Raw genomic sequence first — 14,611 nt, forward strand, 5'->3', positions numbered from 1 at the left:
CTGCCATGACTTCCTCGCACGAACCTCTTAAGAACACGTTAAGACTCATCGAAGTCCCGGGCGAAAAACAAGCTTTCGTGCTGCGAATTTCACCTTAACGTTATGTCTGTGGCTTTTGCGCAACCTTTAGGGGCGCCGTGTTGCGCATTTATATTACATAATACCGATTATCGGACTTTTACGGATCCCGCACATCCCGGTCCCCATCCCGTGCGCCAACCCAGGCGTTCAGCCAGGCCAGCCCCGCCAGAGACAGCCCCAGCCCCAGGAACGCGCCGACGCGCAGCAGCCCGCTCAGGCCGTCGGCATCGACCAGAAAGGCCTTTGCCGCCGCCAGTCCGATCAGCCCCAGGCCGGTCAGACGATAGCGCTGCCCGCCCAGCCGCAAGGCCAACGCCAACGCCCCGGCGCCGGCCAGCAGCAGCGCGACGGTATAGGCGTAAAGTTCGCCCTGCGCGAAGCCCTCGCTCAGCGCCATCGCCTTGCCCCCGTGCCAAAGCTGGCGGATCGCCAGCGCGACCCAGACCGCGGCCAGCAGCCCGGCCAGCGCCCGTCCGGCCCCCGCCCAGAGCGACCGACGCCCGCGCACCGCCCAGGCCATCGCACCGGCGGGCAACGCGTAGGCGATCACCAGGTCGTTCAGCACGGGCCAGCCATCGACCGGCCCCGACACCCAGCTCTGTCCTTGCAGCGGCGACATCAGCGTCAGGCCCAGCATCACGGTCACGAGGCCCAGCGTGGCAAAGAGCGCGGCCAGGACGCGGCGGATCCGGCGCATCCCCCCCGCGCCGAGGCGATCCGCGCGCTGGCTCTGGACCCAGGCCATCGCGATCAGGGCCGTGGCCTCGATCCCGAGGGCGGCATGGGGTTGCACCACGTCCGACAGGAAGCGCGCCAGAATCAGGCCCACGGCGATCGGGATCGTGCCGGTCACGGCCGTATCCAGCACCACCCGTGCCCAGCGGCGGGCCCCCGCTTCGGGCAACCGCGCCGTCACCTGCAAAGCGACCACGGGGCCCCCCAGCGTGGCCAGCAGAACCAGCCAGAACTCCCAGGCTGGCCCCATCTGTGCCCCGATCATGCGGTCCAGCCCAGGCGACCACAGCAACCGCACGGACAGGGCCATGGCGCCCAGCCCGGTGATCCAGCCCAGCTCGGGGATCGTCAGCCGCCGGTCCATCGCCGCGGCGGCGACCAGCAGCACCGCCAGCGCGCCGGTCAGCGCGACGCCGCCCAGCATCACCATCAGCCCCAGCGCGATCATGGTAAAGGCGCCGACCATATAGGCCCCCAGCCGCGGGCCCTGCCCCGCGTCGCGGCGCCCGGCCCAGACGGCGAGCGCGGTATAGACCGCCGCAAGCCCCATCAAGGCCAGCGCCCAGAGGTCGGCGCCCAGCACCGTCGCGGGCTTCCACAAGGCCTCGATCACGATGGCAACGCTGCCGGGAACGGCGGCCGAGGCCAGCGCCCAGTTGCGGCGCGCCAGACCCTGGGCCGCTTCGCTGCGCCACAGATGCACAAGCGCCACGCCAACCGCCAGCGCCAGCGCCGCCAGCGGCAACCAGGGCGTCAACGACAGCCCCAACGCCAGAAACAGCGGGGTCGTGGAGGCGGCGTTGGCCACGGCAGCGGGCAGGATCAGCGCTGCCACGCCCGCCTGATCGTCCAGCGCCGGCGCATGGCGCGTCCACAGGGGCAGCGCCAGCGCCAGCGCCCCCGCGGCGAGGATGCCCAGGCGTGCCGGAACCAGCAGGATCAACGCCGCCGCCCCCAGTCCGATGGCCAGCGCGGCGACGATCAGCACCCCGTTGCGTGGTGCGCGATGGATCATCGGCCCCCGCACTTGCGGCATCAGCGCCCCGCCCGGCAACGCCGTGCCGACCAACACCACCACGCCGACCAGCGCGACCAGCCCTTCGGGGCCCGCGCCGCCCAGGCGGGTCAGCGCGCCCGCCACCAGCGGCCCAACCACCGCCAGCCCCGAAACCCAGCGCCAGCGGCGGAATCCGTCGATTCCCGTGCCCAGAACCGCGATCGCTGCGAAATAGCCGTAGAGCAGGTCGCTACCCTCGCCCGGGCCCAGCAGGAATGGCGCTGCGATTCCGCCCAGAACGCCGAGCGCGGCCAGCATCGGCCCCAGCACCCAGCCCAGGCCCAGGACCAGCGCGGCGGTCAACGCCAGGGCAACCAGCGTCGCCCTCTGCCCCAGCATCGCATAGAGGTGATAGGCCGACAGGATGGCCGCGAACAGCGTCACCGCCCCGGCCCCGGCCAGCGTCGCCGGCACCTGACCCGCCCCGCCCTGCCCCTCGCCCCAGCGGCGGCGCAACCAGAGCGCGCCGGCGATCAGCGCCGCGCCCAGGGCCAGCGCCAGGCCGATCCGCGCCTGCGCTGACAGCAGGCCCTTTTCGATGGAATATTGCACCAGATAGATCGCCGCCATCACCAGCGCGACACCCGCCACCGGGTAAATCCAGTTGGTTCGCAACCACCGCCCGAACCGCGTCAGGATCGACGGGGGGCGCGGCGCGGCGGGGGGATCCGATCGCGGCGGTTGGGCCGCCGGACCAGACCAGGGCGTGGAGGCGGGCGCGGCCGGCTGGGCGGCGGCGTCCTCGCGAGTGGTTTCGGGCGTGGTCTCGGGCGCGAGGGCCCGTTCCAACTGCGCGACGCGGTGCGACAAGGCATCGACCTGACGGCGGGCCCGGCTGGCCATGGCCAGCGCGGCCACCGACACAAGGACCGCGATCAGGATCAGCAGAACCGCAATGACGAACACATCGGCCATGGAACAACTGCTTTGCTGTGGACGCACACCAGCCGATGGCTTAGGGCGTGGAGCAACCCTGACACAACCCGCCGCGAGCTGCCATGACCTTTTCCCGCGCCATCAAGATCGCCCCGTCGATCCTGTCCGCCGATTTCGCCGATTTTGGTCGCGAGATCGCCGCCATCGAGGCCCAGGGCGCCGACTGGGTGCATGTCGATGTGATGGACGGCCATTTCGTGCCGAACCTGACCTTCGGTCCGCCCGCGGTGAAAGCCTTTCGCCGGCATGTGACCACGGTGATGGACGTGCATCTGATGATCGCCCCGGTCGATCCCTATATCGACGCCTTTGCCGAGGCCGGGGCCGACATCATCACCGCCCATGTCGAAGCCGGCCCGCATATCCACCGCACGCTTCAGGCGATCCGGGCCACCGGCCGAAAAGCCGGGGTCGCGCTCAATCCCGGCACCCCGGCCGAGGCCGTGGCGCATCTGCTGGATCTGACGGATCTGGTTTGCGTGATGACCGTCAACCCCGGCTTTGGCGGGCAGAAGTTCATCGACATGACGGCCAAGATCCGCACCCTGCGCGCGATGATCGGCGACCGCCCCATCCATATCGAGATCGACGGCGGCGTGACGGTCGAGACCGCGCCCCTGGTCGCGGCCGCCGGGGCGGATGTTCTGGTGGCGGGCTCGGCGGTGTTCAAGGGCGGCTCGGTCGCCGATCCCGCGCCCTACGGCGCCAACATCCGCGCGATCCGGACGGCCGCCCGCCTCTAACCCCCTCGGGGCCCCCGCCGGGCGCACGGCGCCTGGGGGCGCACAGCGCATGGCCATTCCGGTGCGGGGAAACCGCACCGGAAAGCCTTGCTGCATCGGGTTGGGAAAGGACACGGCAAGAGAGACACCTGCCATCCGCGCAAAAACCCGCGCCCGGACCGAATTGGACGGAACGGGACGGTGCTCGTGGCCACTCGTTAACAATCCCACTGTAGCCGCTCGGCCCGCGTCGCGTCAGTAGTAAAATCCTTACCTTGCCTTGGCCCGGATACGGACGTCGCGGGGCCTCAGCCGATCGCGGCCCCCCGCGTGCCGGCGCCGGCCACGAAAACCTGGTTGAGGAACGCGGCCTTGATCAGCGCATGGGCCGTCGTCTCGACGCCCAGCGTTTCGCGCGCCAGTCGCAGGTGCTTTTCCACCGTCGCGGTCTTGATGTCCATGATGAGGGCGATGTCGGCCAGGGTCTTGCCCTCGGCCACCCATTCCAGGACCTCGCGCTGGCGCCGGGTCAGAACGCGGGTGCTGCTGGGGTTCGGCAGGCTGGACAACAGCCGATGGGCGACAGCGGCGACGGACAGGATCTCGTTGTGGCGGGCCTGGATCAGGGTGTCGATGCAGTCTTGCGACATGCCCTCGGGGCCCAGCAAGGTCATCACCGCCCGCCCCCGCGAGCGTTCCGGCGGAAAGCCGATCGAGCACCCCGTCAACATGCCGTGACGCGCGAAGAAGTCGGCCGCAGCCTCGGACGGGCGCCAGTCCGGGGCAAAGCCGCAGTCCTCGCAGGTCATCGAAAACGGTGCGATTCCGGGTGTCTTCAGGGCGTAGTGGAAGGTCGTGCTTTCCAGATGGTAGCCGGCTCTCGACATCTCGGCGACTTGCTCGGGGCCCAGCGTCGCCAGGATGAAGCAATCGTCGGTGGATCCAAGCGTGGCGCCATGCGAATCCGGGGAATAGCCATACAGGACATGACGGAACCCGAGACGCCGGAAGAATTCGGTGGTGCGCGACCAGATCAGGCCGCGATCCGTGGACATGAGCACTTCGGCAAGGAAACACGGCAGATCCGGCGGGATGATATCCGGACAAGGCCCCTTGAGCATGGGCACCTGATCGCCACGCAGAGTTTCCGCCTTCTGATGCTCCATTCCGTCACCCAGCAACTCCTACCATCTGGTATTGCTGGCGCAAATTCGTCGCAGTGTCGAGCGATGGCAGGGGCAATTCCGGCCTCAAACCGGGTGTGCGGGCCGAAAATGGGGTGCAAATCTGCCACGAAGTCGCGGCGTCCCGCAGGGATTCGCAAAATGAAAATGTATCCTTGGAAAGCAGCCCATCCGGCGCGACAAACGCGAATCGCCGTCGCAACCTGCGATTCGGCGCGCCGCAACGCGAACGGGCGGCCCGTTTCGGGGCCGCCCGTGGCAGGCAAAACCGGGTGAGGTGTCAGCCGGCGAGCGTCTTGGCAACCTCGGCGGCGAAGTCCTCGGTCTTCTTTTCGATCCCTTCGCCGACGGCGACCCGGGCAAAGCCGGTGATCTCGACGCCGGCCTCTTTCGCGGCCTGCTCTACGGTCAGGTCGGGGTTGACCACAAAGGCCTGACCCAGAAGCGTGTTCTCGGCGAGGAACTTTTTCATCCGGCCCGGGATGATGTTGTTGTGGATCACCTGCTCGGGCTTCGGCTTGGCGGCGGCGGCGTTTTCTTCCAGCGCCTTGGCGGTCTGCACGGCCAGCTCACGCTCGACGATCTCGGCGTCCATGGTCGCCTCGGACAGCGACATGGGCGCGGTCGCGGCGATGTGCATCGCGAACTGCTTGCCGATTTCCTGGGCCTTGTCCTTGGGACCGTTCAACGCGACCAGAACCCCGATCTTGCCCATGCCCTCGCTGGCGGCGTTGTGCACATAGGACACGACGGTGTCGCCTTCGAGCAGATGCATCCGGCGGAAGGTCATGTTCTCGCCGATGCGGGCGATGGCGTTGCTGAGGACGTTCTCGACCGTCTCGCCGTTCAGGTCGGCGGCTTTCACCACCTCGACCGACTCGCCGGTTTGCAGCGCGACCTTGGCGATCTCGCGCACCAGGCCCTGGAAATCCTCGTTCTTGGCGACGAAGTCGGTTTCCGAGTTGATCTCGATCGCGACACCGCGACCGCCGTCCACACAGACCCCGATCAGGCCCTCGGCCGCGACGCGGTCGGCCTTTTTGGCGGCCTTGGCCAGGCCTTTGGTGCGCAGCCAGTCAACCGCGGCTTCCATGTCGCCGTCGGTTTCGGTCAGCGCCTTTTTGGCGTCCATCATGCCCGCGCCGGTCGAATCGCGCAGTTCCTTCACCATCGCAGCGGTAATCGCCATGATTCTGTCTCCTTCAAAGGGGATACGGGCAGGGATGCCCCTGCCCGATGTCAAACGTGTAACGATCCCGAGGGACCCGGCTCAGGCGTTGCCGTCTTCCGCCAGGGCTGCTTCCTCGGGGGCGACTTCCAGCGCACCCAGATCGACGCCGGCTGCGCCCAGTTGCGCCGACATGCCGTCCAGCGCGGCGCGGGCCACCAGGTCGCAGTAAAGGCCGATCGCGCGCGAGGCGTCATCGTTGCCCGGGATGATGTAGTCCACGCCCTCGGGCGAGCAGTTGGTATCGACCACGGCGACGACCGGGATGCCCAGCTTGCGGGCTTCCAGGATGGCCAGGTCTTCCTTGTTCACGTCGATGACGAACAGCAGGTCCGGCAGACCGCCCATCTCGCGGATACCGCCGAGCGAGGCCTGAAGCTTGGCCTGCTCGCGCTCCATGCCCAGACGCTCTTTCTTGGTCAGGCCGGCGGCGCCACGTTCCATCACCTCGTCGATGGCTTTCAGGCGCTGGATCGACTGCGACACGGTCTTCCAGTTGGTCAGCGTGCCACCCAGCCAGCGGTGGTTCATGTAATACTGCGCGCTCTTTTCCGCGGCTTCGGCGACCTGCTTCGAGGCCTGACGCTTGGTGCCGACGAACAGCACGCGGCCGCCCTTGGCGACGGTGTCGCGGATCACCTTCAGCGCCTGTTCCAGCATCGGAACGGTCTGCGTCAGATCGACGATGTGGATGCCGTTGCGGTCGCCGTAGATATACGGGGCCATACGCGGGTTCCAGCGCTGGGTCTGGTGGCCGTAGTGAACGCCAGCTTCCAAAAGCTGACGCATCGAGAAATCAGGGAGCGCCATGTCCATGTCCTTTCCGGTTTGCGCCTGGGGTGGGGCATTCGGGCATCTGCCCAACCGGCGGACCGTTGCGGGATGTCTCCCCGCAGGGCCCAGCCCCACCTGTGAAGTGCGCGCCCCTTAGCCCGTTTCCGGACCCGGTGCAAGGGGAGGCCATGCTTTTCCCGGTGTTTCGCCGGATCGCGGCGCTATCCGGCCGCCAGGGCCTCGACCGCGCGGCGGCGGGCGGGCGGCAGGCGATCCACCTCGACGCAGGTGAAAACGTGGCAGGTGCCCAGATCGCGGTCCACCACGGCGTGATCCGACACCCAGCCCCCCATCGCCAGATAGGCCCGCAGCAAGGGCGGCAGCAGCGCCACCGCGGCCGCGTCCACGGACCCCGAGGCGGGCGGAAAGGGGTGCGTTTCGGGGGCCTTGCGTTGGGGGCGGCGTTCGGCAGGCGCGGCGGCGCGGGCCGCCAGATAGGCCCAGGCGGGGGCCAGCGCCGCCGTGTCGGTGGTCGGAAACGAGGTGCAGCCGACCAGCCGGGCCGCGCCGCTGCGCTGCACCAGCCGCGCCACGCCCGCCCAGACCAGCCGCAACAGATCGCCCCCGGCGCCAGTCGCCGAGTCGGTCGCCGCGCCGGCGCCAGCGGTGCAAAGCCGGCCCAGTTCCAGCGTGACCCCACCCGAGGCCGCCAGCGCCCGCAGATCATAGTGTCCGGCGGCATACCCGCCCAGCAACGCCGCACCGTCGGGGTGCACCCGCAGCCGCACGGTGGCGCGCGGCCCCTGCCCCGGCGTGCCAACCCACAAGTGCAGGCTGGCCGCGTCATGGGCGTCGCCGTCCTCGGAGCCGCCGCGAAAGGCGCGCGCGCGCAGAAGCAGGATCGCGGGCATGTCCTCGGGCGTGGCCAGCCGCACGGACCAGCCCCCCCTCACGATCGGCGGGCCAAAGGGGCTGTCGGGGTCGGTGTCGGGCGGGCGCATGGTCAGACCCGCCTTCCGGCCACGATCAGCGCGCGGTCGCGGCCGAGAACTGGCCCAGCACCGCGAAGACCTGGCTCAGCACGCTGGGGCGCGGCCCGGACGAGGTGACACGCCGCGAAAGCGGCACGACCTCGCCATCGGCCAGACCGAAGCGTTCGATGTTCTGCACCCGGTCGCGGCTGTCAAAGGAAATGGCGACGACCTGGCGATCGACCTCCTCGGCCGCGTGCCAGCTTTGCTGGCGCCAGTCGGATTGCACATAATACCAGCCCGACCCCTCCATCACGCCGCCGATGCCGGGTTGGCCGATCTTTTGCGCCACCGTTTCGCGGGTATCGCGTCCGACCTGAATCTGCGACAGGTCGGCATCGGTGGGCGCATAGCCGTGATAGCGCATGACCGGCGAACAGGCCGCGGCCAGCAGGCCCAGCCCCAGCGCCCAGGCACGCAGGCCGCCGCGTCGGCGGGTCTTTCGGGTCGCGGTCGTCGCGGGCATGGTCATGGCGGCCTCCTGCCGGTGCGGGATCGGTTTGCGGGGCTGGAACCCCACGCCGCCTTTGGATTACAGAAAGGGACCGGCGTGTTCAAGAAAGGAACACCCTGCGCCCTCGGACACAAACACGAGAGACCCCATGACCGAAACCGCACCCCTCAGGGAAACCGACGGCCTGTCCCTGCCCTTGCGCCTGGCCGATCTGAACGCCCGGGCGGGCGCGCGCTTTCGCCTGACCCCCACGACCGAGGCGCGCGCCGAACTGGCCGCCGACCTGGGGGTCGAACGAATCCGCAAGCTGACCTTTCAGGGCAGCCTGACCCCCCAGGGCCGCCACGACTGGCGGCTCGAGGGCACGCTGGGCGCGACCGTGGTGCAGGCCTGCGTCGTCACCGCCGCGCCGGTCACCACCCGCGTCGATACGCCCGTGACCCGGCATTACCTGCGCAAGATGCCCAGCCCCCAGGGACCCGAGGCCGAAATCCCCGAGGATGACACCCTGGAACCCCTGACGCCCGAGATCGACCCGGGTCTGGTCATGGCCGAGGCGCTGGCCCTGGCGCTGCCCGATTACCCGCGCGCCGAGGGGGCGGATCTGCCCGACTCGATCACCGGCGCGGGGGCCGAGGACGCGCGACCGAATCCCTTCGCGGCGCTGGCGGGGCTGAAAAAGGGCCCTGCGACGGACTGAATTTTCCCTTGCGCGCTTGAGAAATGCTCGTATGTTCCGCGCCTCGTGCAAGACAGGGCTTTCCCTGACCGCCCCGGCGGTGTAGAGGAGCCGTCGCAGCAGTTTCCACAGACACGGGCCGCACGGTCGTGCCCGCCGAACTATCAGAGGTTGACATGGCCGTTCAACAGAACCGCGTGACCCGTTCCCGCCGCAACATGCGCCGCGCGCATGACGCTCTCGTCGCGGGCAACCCCAACGAATGCCCCTCGTGCGGCGAGCTGAAGCGCCCGCACCACGTCTGCCCCTCGTGCGGGCATTATGACAGCCGCGAGGTCGTCGTCCGCGCCGAGGTCGATCTGGACGACGACGCGGCCTGACGGTTCCGACCGGCGGCGCTTTGATGACTTCCGCACAGGAACATCCGCACGCCGGGAACCCGGTGGACAGATCCGCCGAGGGCCGGATCGTCATATCCGTCGATGCGATGGGGGGCGATCGGGGTCCGGCGGCGGTGGTCGCGGGCTGCGAGCAGTCCTTGCGAACAGATCCCCGGATCGAGATCCTGCTTCACGGCGACACGGCGGTCCTGGAACCGCTGACCGCCCGCCAGCCCGCGCTGGCGGGCCGTTTGCGCGTCGTGCACGCCGAACGCGCCGTGACGATGGAGGACAAGCCCAGCCACGTCATGCGCCACGGCAAGGACACCTCGATGTGGTCCACCATCAGCGCCCTCAAGGAGGGCGACGCCCAGGCGGCGGTGAGTTGTGGCAACACCGGCGCGCTGATGGCGGTGTCGATGCTGCAACTGCGCCGGATGGAGGGCGTGAACCGCCCCGCCATCGCCTGCCTGTGGCCCTCGCGCGGGCGGCACGGGTTCAACACCATGCTCGACGTCGGCGCCGATGTGAAGGCCGAGGCCGAGGATCTGCTGGCCTATGCCATCATGGGCGTGACCTATTTCCGCAACGGGTTCGGCGAACCGCGTCCTCGGGTCGGCCTGCTCAACGTCGGCACCGAGGAACACAAGGGCCGGGCCGAGATCAAGTCCGCGCACGAGCTGATCGCCCGGCAGCAGGACACGGGACGCTATGAATTCGTGGGGTTCGTCGAAGGATCGGACATCCCCTCGGACCGCGTGGACGTGATCGTCACCGACGGGTTCACCGGCAACATCGCGTTGAAGACCGGCGAAGGCACCGCCAAGCTGATCGGCGACTTCCTGAACGCCTCGTTCCGGTCGGGGCCGTTGTCGATGATCGGCGCACTGCTAGCGCGGGGGGCGTTGAAACGTCTCAGCAGCCGCATCGACCCGCGTCGGGTCAACGGCGGCGTGTTCCTGGGCCTGAACGGCACCGTGGTCAAGTCGCACGGATCGGCGGACGCCACCGGCATCGCGGCCGCCATCGGACTGGCGGCCAAACTGGCGCATTCGGGGTATCGCGGGCGCATGGCGGAACGGCTTGTGATCGCCGCCAAGGCGGCGCAGGATGCGGACCCCAACGGAGAGTCGGCATGACCCAGAATTCGGTTACCCGCGCAGTCGTCATCGGCACCGGGCACTACCTGCCCGCGCGTGTGGTCCCCAACGCAGCCTTTGCCGAGACGCTGGATACCTCGGACGAATGGATCGTGGCCCGTTCGGGCATCGAACGGCGCCATTTCGCGGCCAAGGACGAGCGGACCTCGGATCTGGCGGTCGAGGCGGCGCGCGCGGCGCTGGACAAGGCCGGGGTGGACGCCGACACGCTGGATGCGATCATCGTCGCCACCTCGACTCCGGACTACACCTTTCCCTCGGTCGCGACGATGGTGCAGGCCGGGATCGGCGCGAACAGGGCCTACGCCTTTGACGTGCAGGCGGTTTGCGCGGGATTCATCTATGCGCTGGCCAACGCCAATGCGCTGATCGTCTCGGGCCAGGCGCGGCGCGTCATGGTGATCGGCGCCGAGACGTTCAGCCGGATCATGGACTGGACCGACCGATCCACCTGCGTGCTGTTCGGCGATGGCGCCGGGGCGCTGATTCTCGACGCGCAGCCCGGCGCGGGCGCGCCCTCGGACCGGGGCATCCTGTCCACCGACCTCAACGCCGACGGGCGCCACCGCGAACTGCTTTATGTCGATGGTGGCGTGTCCTCGACCGGGACCGCGGGCTATCTCAGGATGCAGGGCAACCAGGTCTTCCGCCACGCGGTCGAGAAACTGGCGCAAACCGCTGAAACGGCTCTGGAAAAGGCCGGTCTGGGTGCAGCGGACGTGGACTGGATCGTGCCGCACCAGGCGAACATCCGCATCATCCAGGGCACCGCCCGAAAGCTGGGCCTGCCGATGGACAAGGTGATCGTCACCGTGCAGGACCACGGCAACACCTCGGCCGCATCGATTCCGCTGGCCCTGTCGGTCGGCGCCGACGAGGGCAAGCTGAAGCCGGGCGATCTGCTCGTGACCGAGGCAATCGGCGGCGGTCTGGCCTGGGGCGCGGTCGTTCTGCGCTGGTAACCGGCCCTTTCAACAATGGGGCGCAAACCCCAGTGTTGACAGAAGAATTCCCTTGTCGCATCTTTGCGTCAGCGGCCAGCCACACGTGGGGGAATTGTGATGAGCGGCAAGACTCTGACACGCATGGATCTCAGCGAAGCGGTGTTCCGCGAGGTCGGCCTGTCGCGAAACGAATCCGCCGCCTTGGTCGAGGCGGTGATCCAGTACATGTCCGACGCCCTGGTCGAGGGCGAGCAGGTCAAGATTTCGTCCTTTGGCACGTTCAGTGTCCGCGCCAAGACCGAACGCATGGGACGCAATCCCAAGACCGGCGAGGAAGTGCCGATCAGTCCGCGCCGTGTGTTGTCCTTCCGCCCGTCGCATCTGATGAAGGATCGGGTTTCGCGCGGGAATCTGCACAGCAAGGCGTAACGCATGAAAAAGGCGCCCGAGGCCTTTCGCACGATCAGCGAAGTGGCCGAAATTCTTGGGACTCCGGCGCATGTGCTGCGCTTTTGGGAGAGCAAGTTCTACCAGATCCGACCCGTCAAGCGTGCCGGGGGGCGCCGCTATTACCGTCCCGATGACGTGGCCCTCATCAACGGAATTCGCTTCCTTCTGCAAGAGCGCGAGATGACGATTCGCGGCGTGCAGCGCGTGTTGCAGGACGAGGGCGTGAAATACGTCGCCGGCCTGGGTGGCCCGCTGACGCTGGGCGACCCGGTCGAGGCGATTGTCGATCCGCAAGCCGAAGCCGCGCCGCTTGAGGACGCCGCGACCGACGCCATCGCCGTGGCGGTTGCGACCGGGGCGGACGAGGCCGAAACCGTGGCGTTCGCCAGCGACGCTGTGGCCGACTCTGTGGCCGAAACCGTCGCAGCGCCCGTCGTCGCGGATGTCGACATGCCCGGTGCGGCGCAGGCCGCGGTTCCGGCCGAGGACGCCGAACCGGCGCCCGACGTGTCCGCGCTGCACGCCACTGTCGACGCACCGCCACCCCCGCCCATCCCGCCGACCGCCACCGCCGATGCGCCGAACGAGGACACCGTCATGACCGACGGCGAGACCCTGACCCCGGATCAGCCCGCCGCGCCCAAGGTGCCGTCGGGCGCCCTGCCCCCGACCTTTGCACGCGCGTCCGACCCGCCCGCCTTCGATCCCGCCGAAACGTCCGAGCGCGCGCAGATCGCGCGGCAGTTGCGGGCCATGCCGCGCGGCCGGCTTGGGCCACGGCGTGACCGGCTGGACCTGCTGTCGCGGCGCATCGACACCTTGCTCGAACGCATGTCCGAGGCCTCGGGCGCCGGGCGCTGGTAGGCGTGGCCCGCGGGCCCGCATCGTGCCGGCCCCGGGAAAATTTCCCGCCCGAGCGTGCAATTTGCCGCTTGCCCCCGGCGTGAAAAGCGGTAGAAAGCGCCTCGTCGGGCTGTGGCGCAGTCTGGTTAGCGCGTCCGTCTGGGGGGCGGAAGGTCGTGAGTTCGAATCTCGCCAGCCCGACCATTTCAACAAACGGCCCGTGGCACCCGCTACGGGCCGTTCGTCCATAAGGAACCGCGATGACCAAGGATTCCGTGACCCGTCATCCCGGCGTGCTGCCCTCGCAAGACCTGCGCCATCTGATCGAAACCGGCGCCATCGCCGCCGATCCTGCGGTTCTGCCCGACCAGGTCCAGCCCGCCAGCCTGGATTTGCGGCTGGGAACGGTCGCGGTGCGGCTGAGGGCGTCCTTCCTGCCCGGCAAGGGGCGCACCGTGGCCGAACGCCTGCCCGAGTTCGAGATGCATCGCTTTGCCCTGGGGTCGGGCATGGTGCTGGAAAAGGGCTGCGTGTATGTCGTCGAACTGGCCGAAAACCTGGCTCTGCCCGCCGATCTCAGCGCCGTGACCAATGCCAAAAGCTCGACCGGGCGGCTGGATCTTCTGGTCCGCGTCATCACCGACGACGGCGTGGAATTCGACCGGATTCCAGCGGGTTACAGTGGCAAGCTCTATGCCGAGATCTGCCCGCGGTCGTTTTCCGTGCTGGTGCGCCCCGGGATGCGGCTGAACCAGATCCGCCTCAGGCGCGGTCAGGCGGTGCTGTCGGATGCCGAGCTGGTCGCGCTGAACGCCGAGGTGCCGCTGGTCTCGGGGCGGGCGGTGATTTCCGAGGGTTTGGGGTTCTCGGTCGATCTGCGCCCGCAGACGGGCGACCTGCTGGGCTATCGGGCCAAGCCGCACGCGGGGGTGATCGACCTCGATCGTGTCGGGGCCTATGACCCGGCCGAATTCTGGGAGGAATTGCACGCGACCTCGGGGCAACTGATCCTCGACCCGGGCGCGTTCTATATCCTGGTCAGCCGCGAGGCGGTCTGCATCCCGCCCGGCTACGCCGCCGAGATGGCGCCCTATCTGGCGATGGTGGGCGAGTTTCGGGTGCATTACGCGGGATTCTTCGACCCCGGTTTCGGCCATGCGGCGGCGGGGGGCGTGGGCGCGCGCGGCGTGCTGGAGGTGCGCTGCCACGAGGCGCCCTTTGCGCTGGAACACGGGCAGATTGTCGGGCGGCTGGTCTACGAGCGCATGGCCGCGGTGCCCGACAGGCTCTATGGCGCGGGGATCGCATCGAATTATCAGGGCCAGGGTCTGAAACTGGCCAAGCATTTCCGGTGAGCTTGGGGGGCGGCTGCCCCCCAAACCCCCCGCCCCAAGGGGGTTTTCCACCCCCTTGGGAAACCCCCGAGGATATTTCCGGCACAAAGAAGGCGCGGGGCTTTTCGCCCCTGCCCGGGGGGATTATCTTTCGGTCATGGTGCGATTGATCTGGATCCTAGCGGGCGGTTTGGCCCTGGCAGTCGGCGTCGCGGGGATCGTCCTGCCGCTGGTGCCGACCACGCCCTTGCTGTTGCTGGCGGCCTTTTGCTTTGCGCGTTCCTCGCCGCGGCTGGAGATGTGGCTGGTCGAGCACCCGCGCCTGGGCCCGCCGATCCGGGACTGGCGCGCCGAGGGGGCGATTTCCGGCCGGGCCAAGGGGCTGGCGCTGCTGGCGATGGGCGCTGCCTTTGGCCTGAGCCTGGCCCTGGGCGTGCCGGCCCGCGTGCTGTGGATCCAGGGCGCGGTTCTTTTGGCGGTGGCGGTCTTTCTGCTCAGCCGTCCTGCGCCCGGCAGCGGGACCGGGCCCGGTGCATGAGTGCGGTCCCTGACGGGGGTTCTTGACAGCGGCGAGGCCAAGGCGTTTGCATGGCACGGCACAAGGAAGGACACCCCGTGA

At 68.6% G+C, this 14,611-nt stretch carries 15 protein-coding genes and 1 tRNA gene; 10 read left to right on the forward strand and 6 right to left on the reverse strand.

Features of this window, described 5'->3' with window-relative positions:
- Nucleotides 1-178: 178 nt before the first annotated feature.
- The gene (locus tag H6900_12235; protein MCC0074048.1) at nucleotides 179-2,788 is read right to left on the reverse strand and encodes a DUF2339 domain-containing protein; all 2,610 of its coding nucleotides are present in this window, start codon (nucleotides 2,786-2,788) and stop codon (nucleotides 179-181) included.
- An 83-nt stretch (nucleotides 2,789-2,871) separates the two neighbouring features.
- Here H6900_12235 and H6900_12240 point away from each other — a divergent pair, with 83 nt between their 5' ends.
- Nucleotides 2,872-3,552 (forward strand): ribulose-phosphate 3-epimerase, encoded by a 681-nt coding sequence (locus H6900_12240; GenBank protein MCC0074049.1) that lies wholly within the window; start codon nucleotides 2,872-2,874, stop codon nucleotides 3,550-3,552.
- A gap of 287 nt (nucleotides 3,553-3,839) precedes the next feature.
- Here the strand turns inward: H6900_12240 and H6900_12245 are convergent, their stop codons facing one another.
- The 5 genes from H6900_12245 to H6900_12265 form a co-directional block, all read right to left on the reverse strand.
- The gene (locus H6900_12245) at nucleotides 3,840-4,586 is read right to left on the reverse strand and encodes an autoinducer binding domain-containing protein (protein MCC0074050.1); all 747 of its coding nucleotides are present in this window, start codon (nucleotides 4,584-4,586) and stop codon (nucleotides 3,840-3,842) included.
- A 409-nt stretch (nucleotides 4,587-4,995) separates the two neighbouring features.
- Nucleotides 4,996-5,904: an elongation factor Ts gene (locus H6900_12250; protein ID MCC0074051.1), complete on the reverse strand. Its 909-nt coding sequence runs from the start codon at nucleotides 5,902-5,904 to the stop codon at nucleotides 4,996-4,998.
- Nucleotides 5,905-5,985: 81 nt separating this feature from the next.
- Nucleotides 5,986-6,759 carry a 30S ribosomal protein S2 gene (gene rpsB / locus H6900_12255; protein MCC0074052.1) on the reverse strand — a complete coding sequence of 258 codons (774 nt, stop codon included), beginning with the start codon at nucleotides 6,757-6,759 and terminating at the stop codon, nucleotides 5,986-5,988.
- Between the two features lie 179 nt (nucleotides 6,760-6,938).
- Nucleotides 6,939-7,718, reverse strand: coding sequence for a GNAT family N-acetyltransferase (locus H6900_12260; GenBank protein MCC0074053.1), 780 nt, complete (start codon nucleotides 7,716-7,718; stop codon nucleotides 6,939-6,941).
- A gap of 25 nt (nucleotides 7,719-7,743) precedes the next feature.
- Entirely contained in the window at nucleotides 7,744-8,220 is a 477-nt protein-coding gene (locus H6900_12265; GenBank protein MCC0074054.1) for an outer membrane protein assembly factor BamE, read from the reverse strand.
- Between the two features lie 130 nt (nucleotides 8,221-8,350).
- Between H6900_12265 and H6900_12270 the strand changes: the two genes are divergently transcribed.
- The 9 genes from H6900_12270 to H6900_12310 all read left to right on the forward strand — a co-directional run bounded on the left by H6900_12270 (nucleotide 8,351) and on the right by H6900_12310 (nucleotide 14,530).
- Nucleotides 8,351-8,902, forward strand: a complete 552-nt coding sequence (locus H6900_12270) for a DUF177 domain-containing protein (GenBank protein ID MCC0074055.1) — start codon at nucleotides 8,351-8,353, stop codon at nucleotides 8,900-8,902.
- Nucleotides 8,903-9,057: 155 nt separating this feature from the next.
- Complete coding sequence (gene rpmF / locus H6900_12275) at nucleotides 9,058-9,261, forward strand: 50S ribosomal protein L32 (protein ID MCC0074056.1); 204 nt, start codon at nucleotides 9,058-9,060, stop codon at nucleotides 9,259-9,261.
- 23 nt (nucleotides 9,262-9,284) lie between these two features.
- Complete coding sequence (gene plsX / locus H6900_12280) at nucleotides 9,285-10,400, forward strand: phosphate acyltransferase PlsX (GenBank protein MCC0074057.1); 1,116 nt, start codon at nucleotides 9,285-9,287, stop codon at nucleotides 10,398-10,400.
- On the forward strand, nucleotides 10,397-11,383 hold the full coding sequence (locus tag H6900_12285) for a ketoacyl-ACP synthase III (protein MCC0074058.1): 987 nt from the start codon (nucleotides 10,397-10,399) through the stop codon (nucleotides 11,381-11,383). The genes plsX and H6900_12285 overlap by 4 nt, the downstream gene beginning before the upstream one ends.
- A gap of 99 nt (nucleotides 11,384-11,482) precedes the next feature.
- Nucleotides 11,483-11,794, forward strand: a complete 312-nt coding sequence (ihfA, locus tag H6900_12290) for an integration host factor subunit alpha (GenBank protein MCC0074059.1) — start codon at nucleotides 11,483-11,485, stop codon at nucleotides 11,792-11,794.
- A gap of 3 nt (nucleotides 11,795-11,797) precedes the next feature.
- Nucleotides 11,798-12,679 carry a MerR family transcriptional regulator gene (locus tag H6900_12295; GenBank protein MCC0074060.1) on the forward strand — a complete coding sequence of 294 codons (882 nt, stop codon included), beginning with the start codon at nucleotides 11,798-11,800 and terminating at the stop codon, nucleotides 12,677-12,679.
- A 105-nt stretch (nucleotides 12,680-12,784) separates the two neighbouring features.
- A tRNA-Pro gene (locus H6900_12300) sits at nucleotides 12,785-12,862 on the forward strand.
- A 56-nt stretch (nucleotides 12,863-12,918) separates the two neighbouring features.
- Nucleotides 12,919-14,013 (forward strand): 2'-deoxycytidine 5'-triphosphate deaminase, encoded by a 1,095-nt coding sequence (locus tag H6900_12305; protein ID MCC0074061.1) that lies wholly within the window; start codon nucleotides 12,919-12,921, stop codon nucleotides 14,011-14,013.
- A gap of 139 nt (nucleotides 14,014-14,152) precedes the next feature.
- Nucleotides 14,153-14,530: a YbaN family protein gene (locus H6900_12310; protein MCC0074062.1), complete on the forward strand. Its 378-nt coding sequence runs from the start codon at nucleotides 14,153-14,155 to the stop codon at nucleotides 14,528-14,530.
- Nucleotides 14,531-14,611: the final 81 nt, after the last annotated feature.

The sequence above is a fragment of the Rhodobacter sp. genome (assembly GCA_020637515.1).
GTDB lineage: Bacteria > Pseudomonadota > Alphaproteobacteria > Rhodobacterales > Rhodobacteraceae > Pararhodobacter.

Coding starts and splice junctions, on each gene's coding strand:
- H6900_12270 (MCC0074055.1), top strand. CDS start 8,351: ATGACCGAAACCGCACCCCTCAGGGAAACCGACGGCCTGTCCCTGCCC.
- H6900_12235 (MCC0074048.1), bottom strand. CDS start 2,788: ATGGCCGATGTGTTCGTCATTGCGGTTCTGCTGATCCTGATCGCGGTC.
- H6900_12305 (MCC0074061.1), top strand. CDS start 12,919: ATGACCAAGGATTCCGTGACCCGTCATCCCGGCGTGCTGCCCTCGCAA.
- rpsB (MCC0074052.1), bottom strand. CDS start 6,759: ATGGACATGGCGCTCCCTGATTTCTCGATGCGTCAGCTTTTGGAAGCT.
- H6900_12240 (MCC0074049.1), top strand. CDS start 2,872: ATGACCTTTTCCCGCGCCATCAAGATCGCCCCGTCGATCCTGTCCGCC.
- H6900_12245 (MCC0074050.1), bottom strand. CDS start 4,586: ATGTCCACGGATCGCGGCCTGATCTGGTCGCGCACCACCGAATTCTTC.
- H6900_12295 (MCC0074060.1), top strand. CDS start 11,798: ATGAAAAAGGCGCCCGAGGCCTTTCGCACGATCAGCGAAGTGGCCGAA.
- ihfA (MCC0074059.1), top strand. CDS start 11,483: ATGAGCGGCAAGACTCTGACACGCATGGATCTCAGCGAAGCGGTGTTC.
- H6900_12250 (MCC0074051.1), bottom strand. CDS start 5,904: ATGGCGATTACCGCTGCGATGGTGAAGGAACTGCGCGATTCGACCGGC.
- plsX (MCC0074057.1), top strand. CDS start 9,285: ATGACTTCCGCACAGGAACATCCGCACGCCGGGAACCCGGTGGACAGA.
- H6900_12285 (MCC0074058.1), top strand. CDS start 10,397: ATGACCCAGAATTCGGTTACCCGCGCAGTCGTCATCGGCACCGGGCAC.
- H6900_12260 (MCC0074053.1), bottom strand. CDS start 7,718: ATGCGCCCGCCCGACACCGACCCCGACAGCCCCTTTGGCCCGCCGATC.
- H6900_12265 (MCC0074054.1), bottom strand. CDS start 8,220: ATGACCATGCCCGCGACGACCGCGACCCGAAAGACCCGCCGACGCGGC.
- rpmF (MCC0074056.1), top strand. CDS start 9,058: ATGGCCGTTCAACAGAACCGCGTGACCCGTTCCCGCCGCAACATGCGC.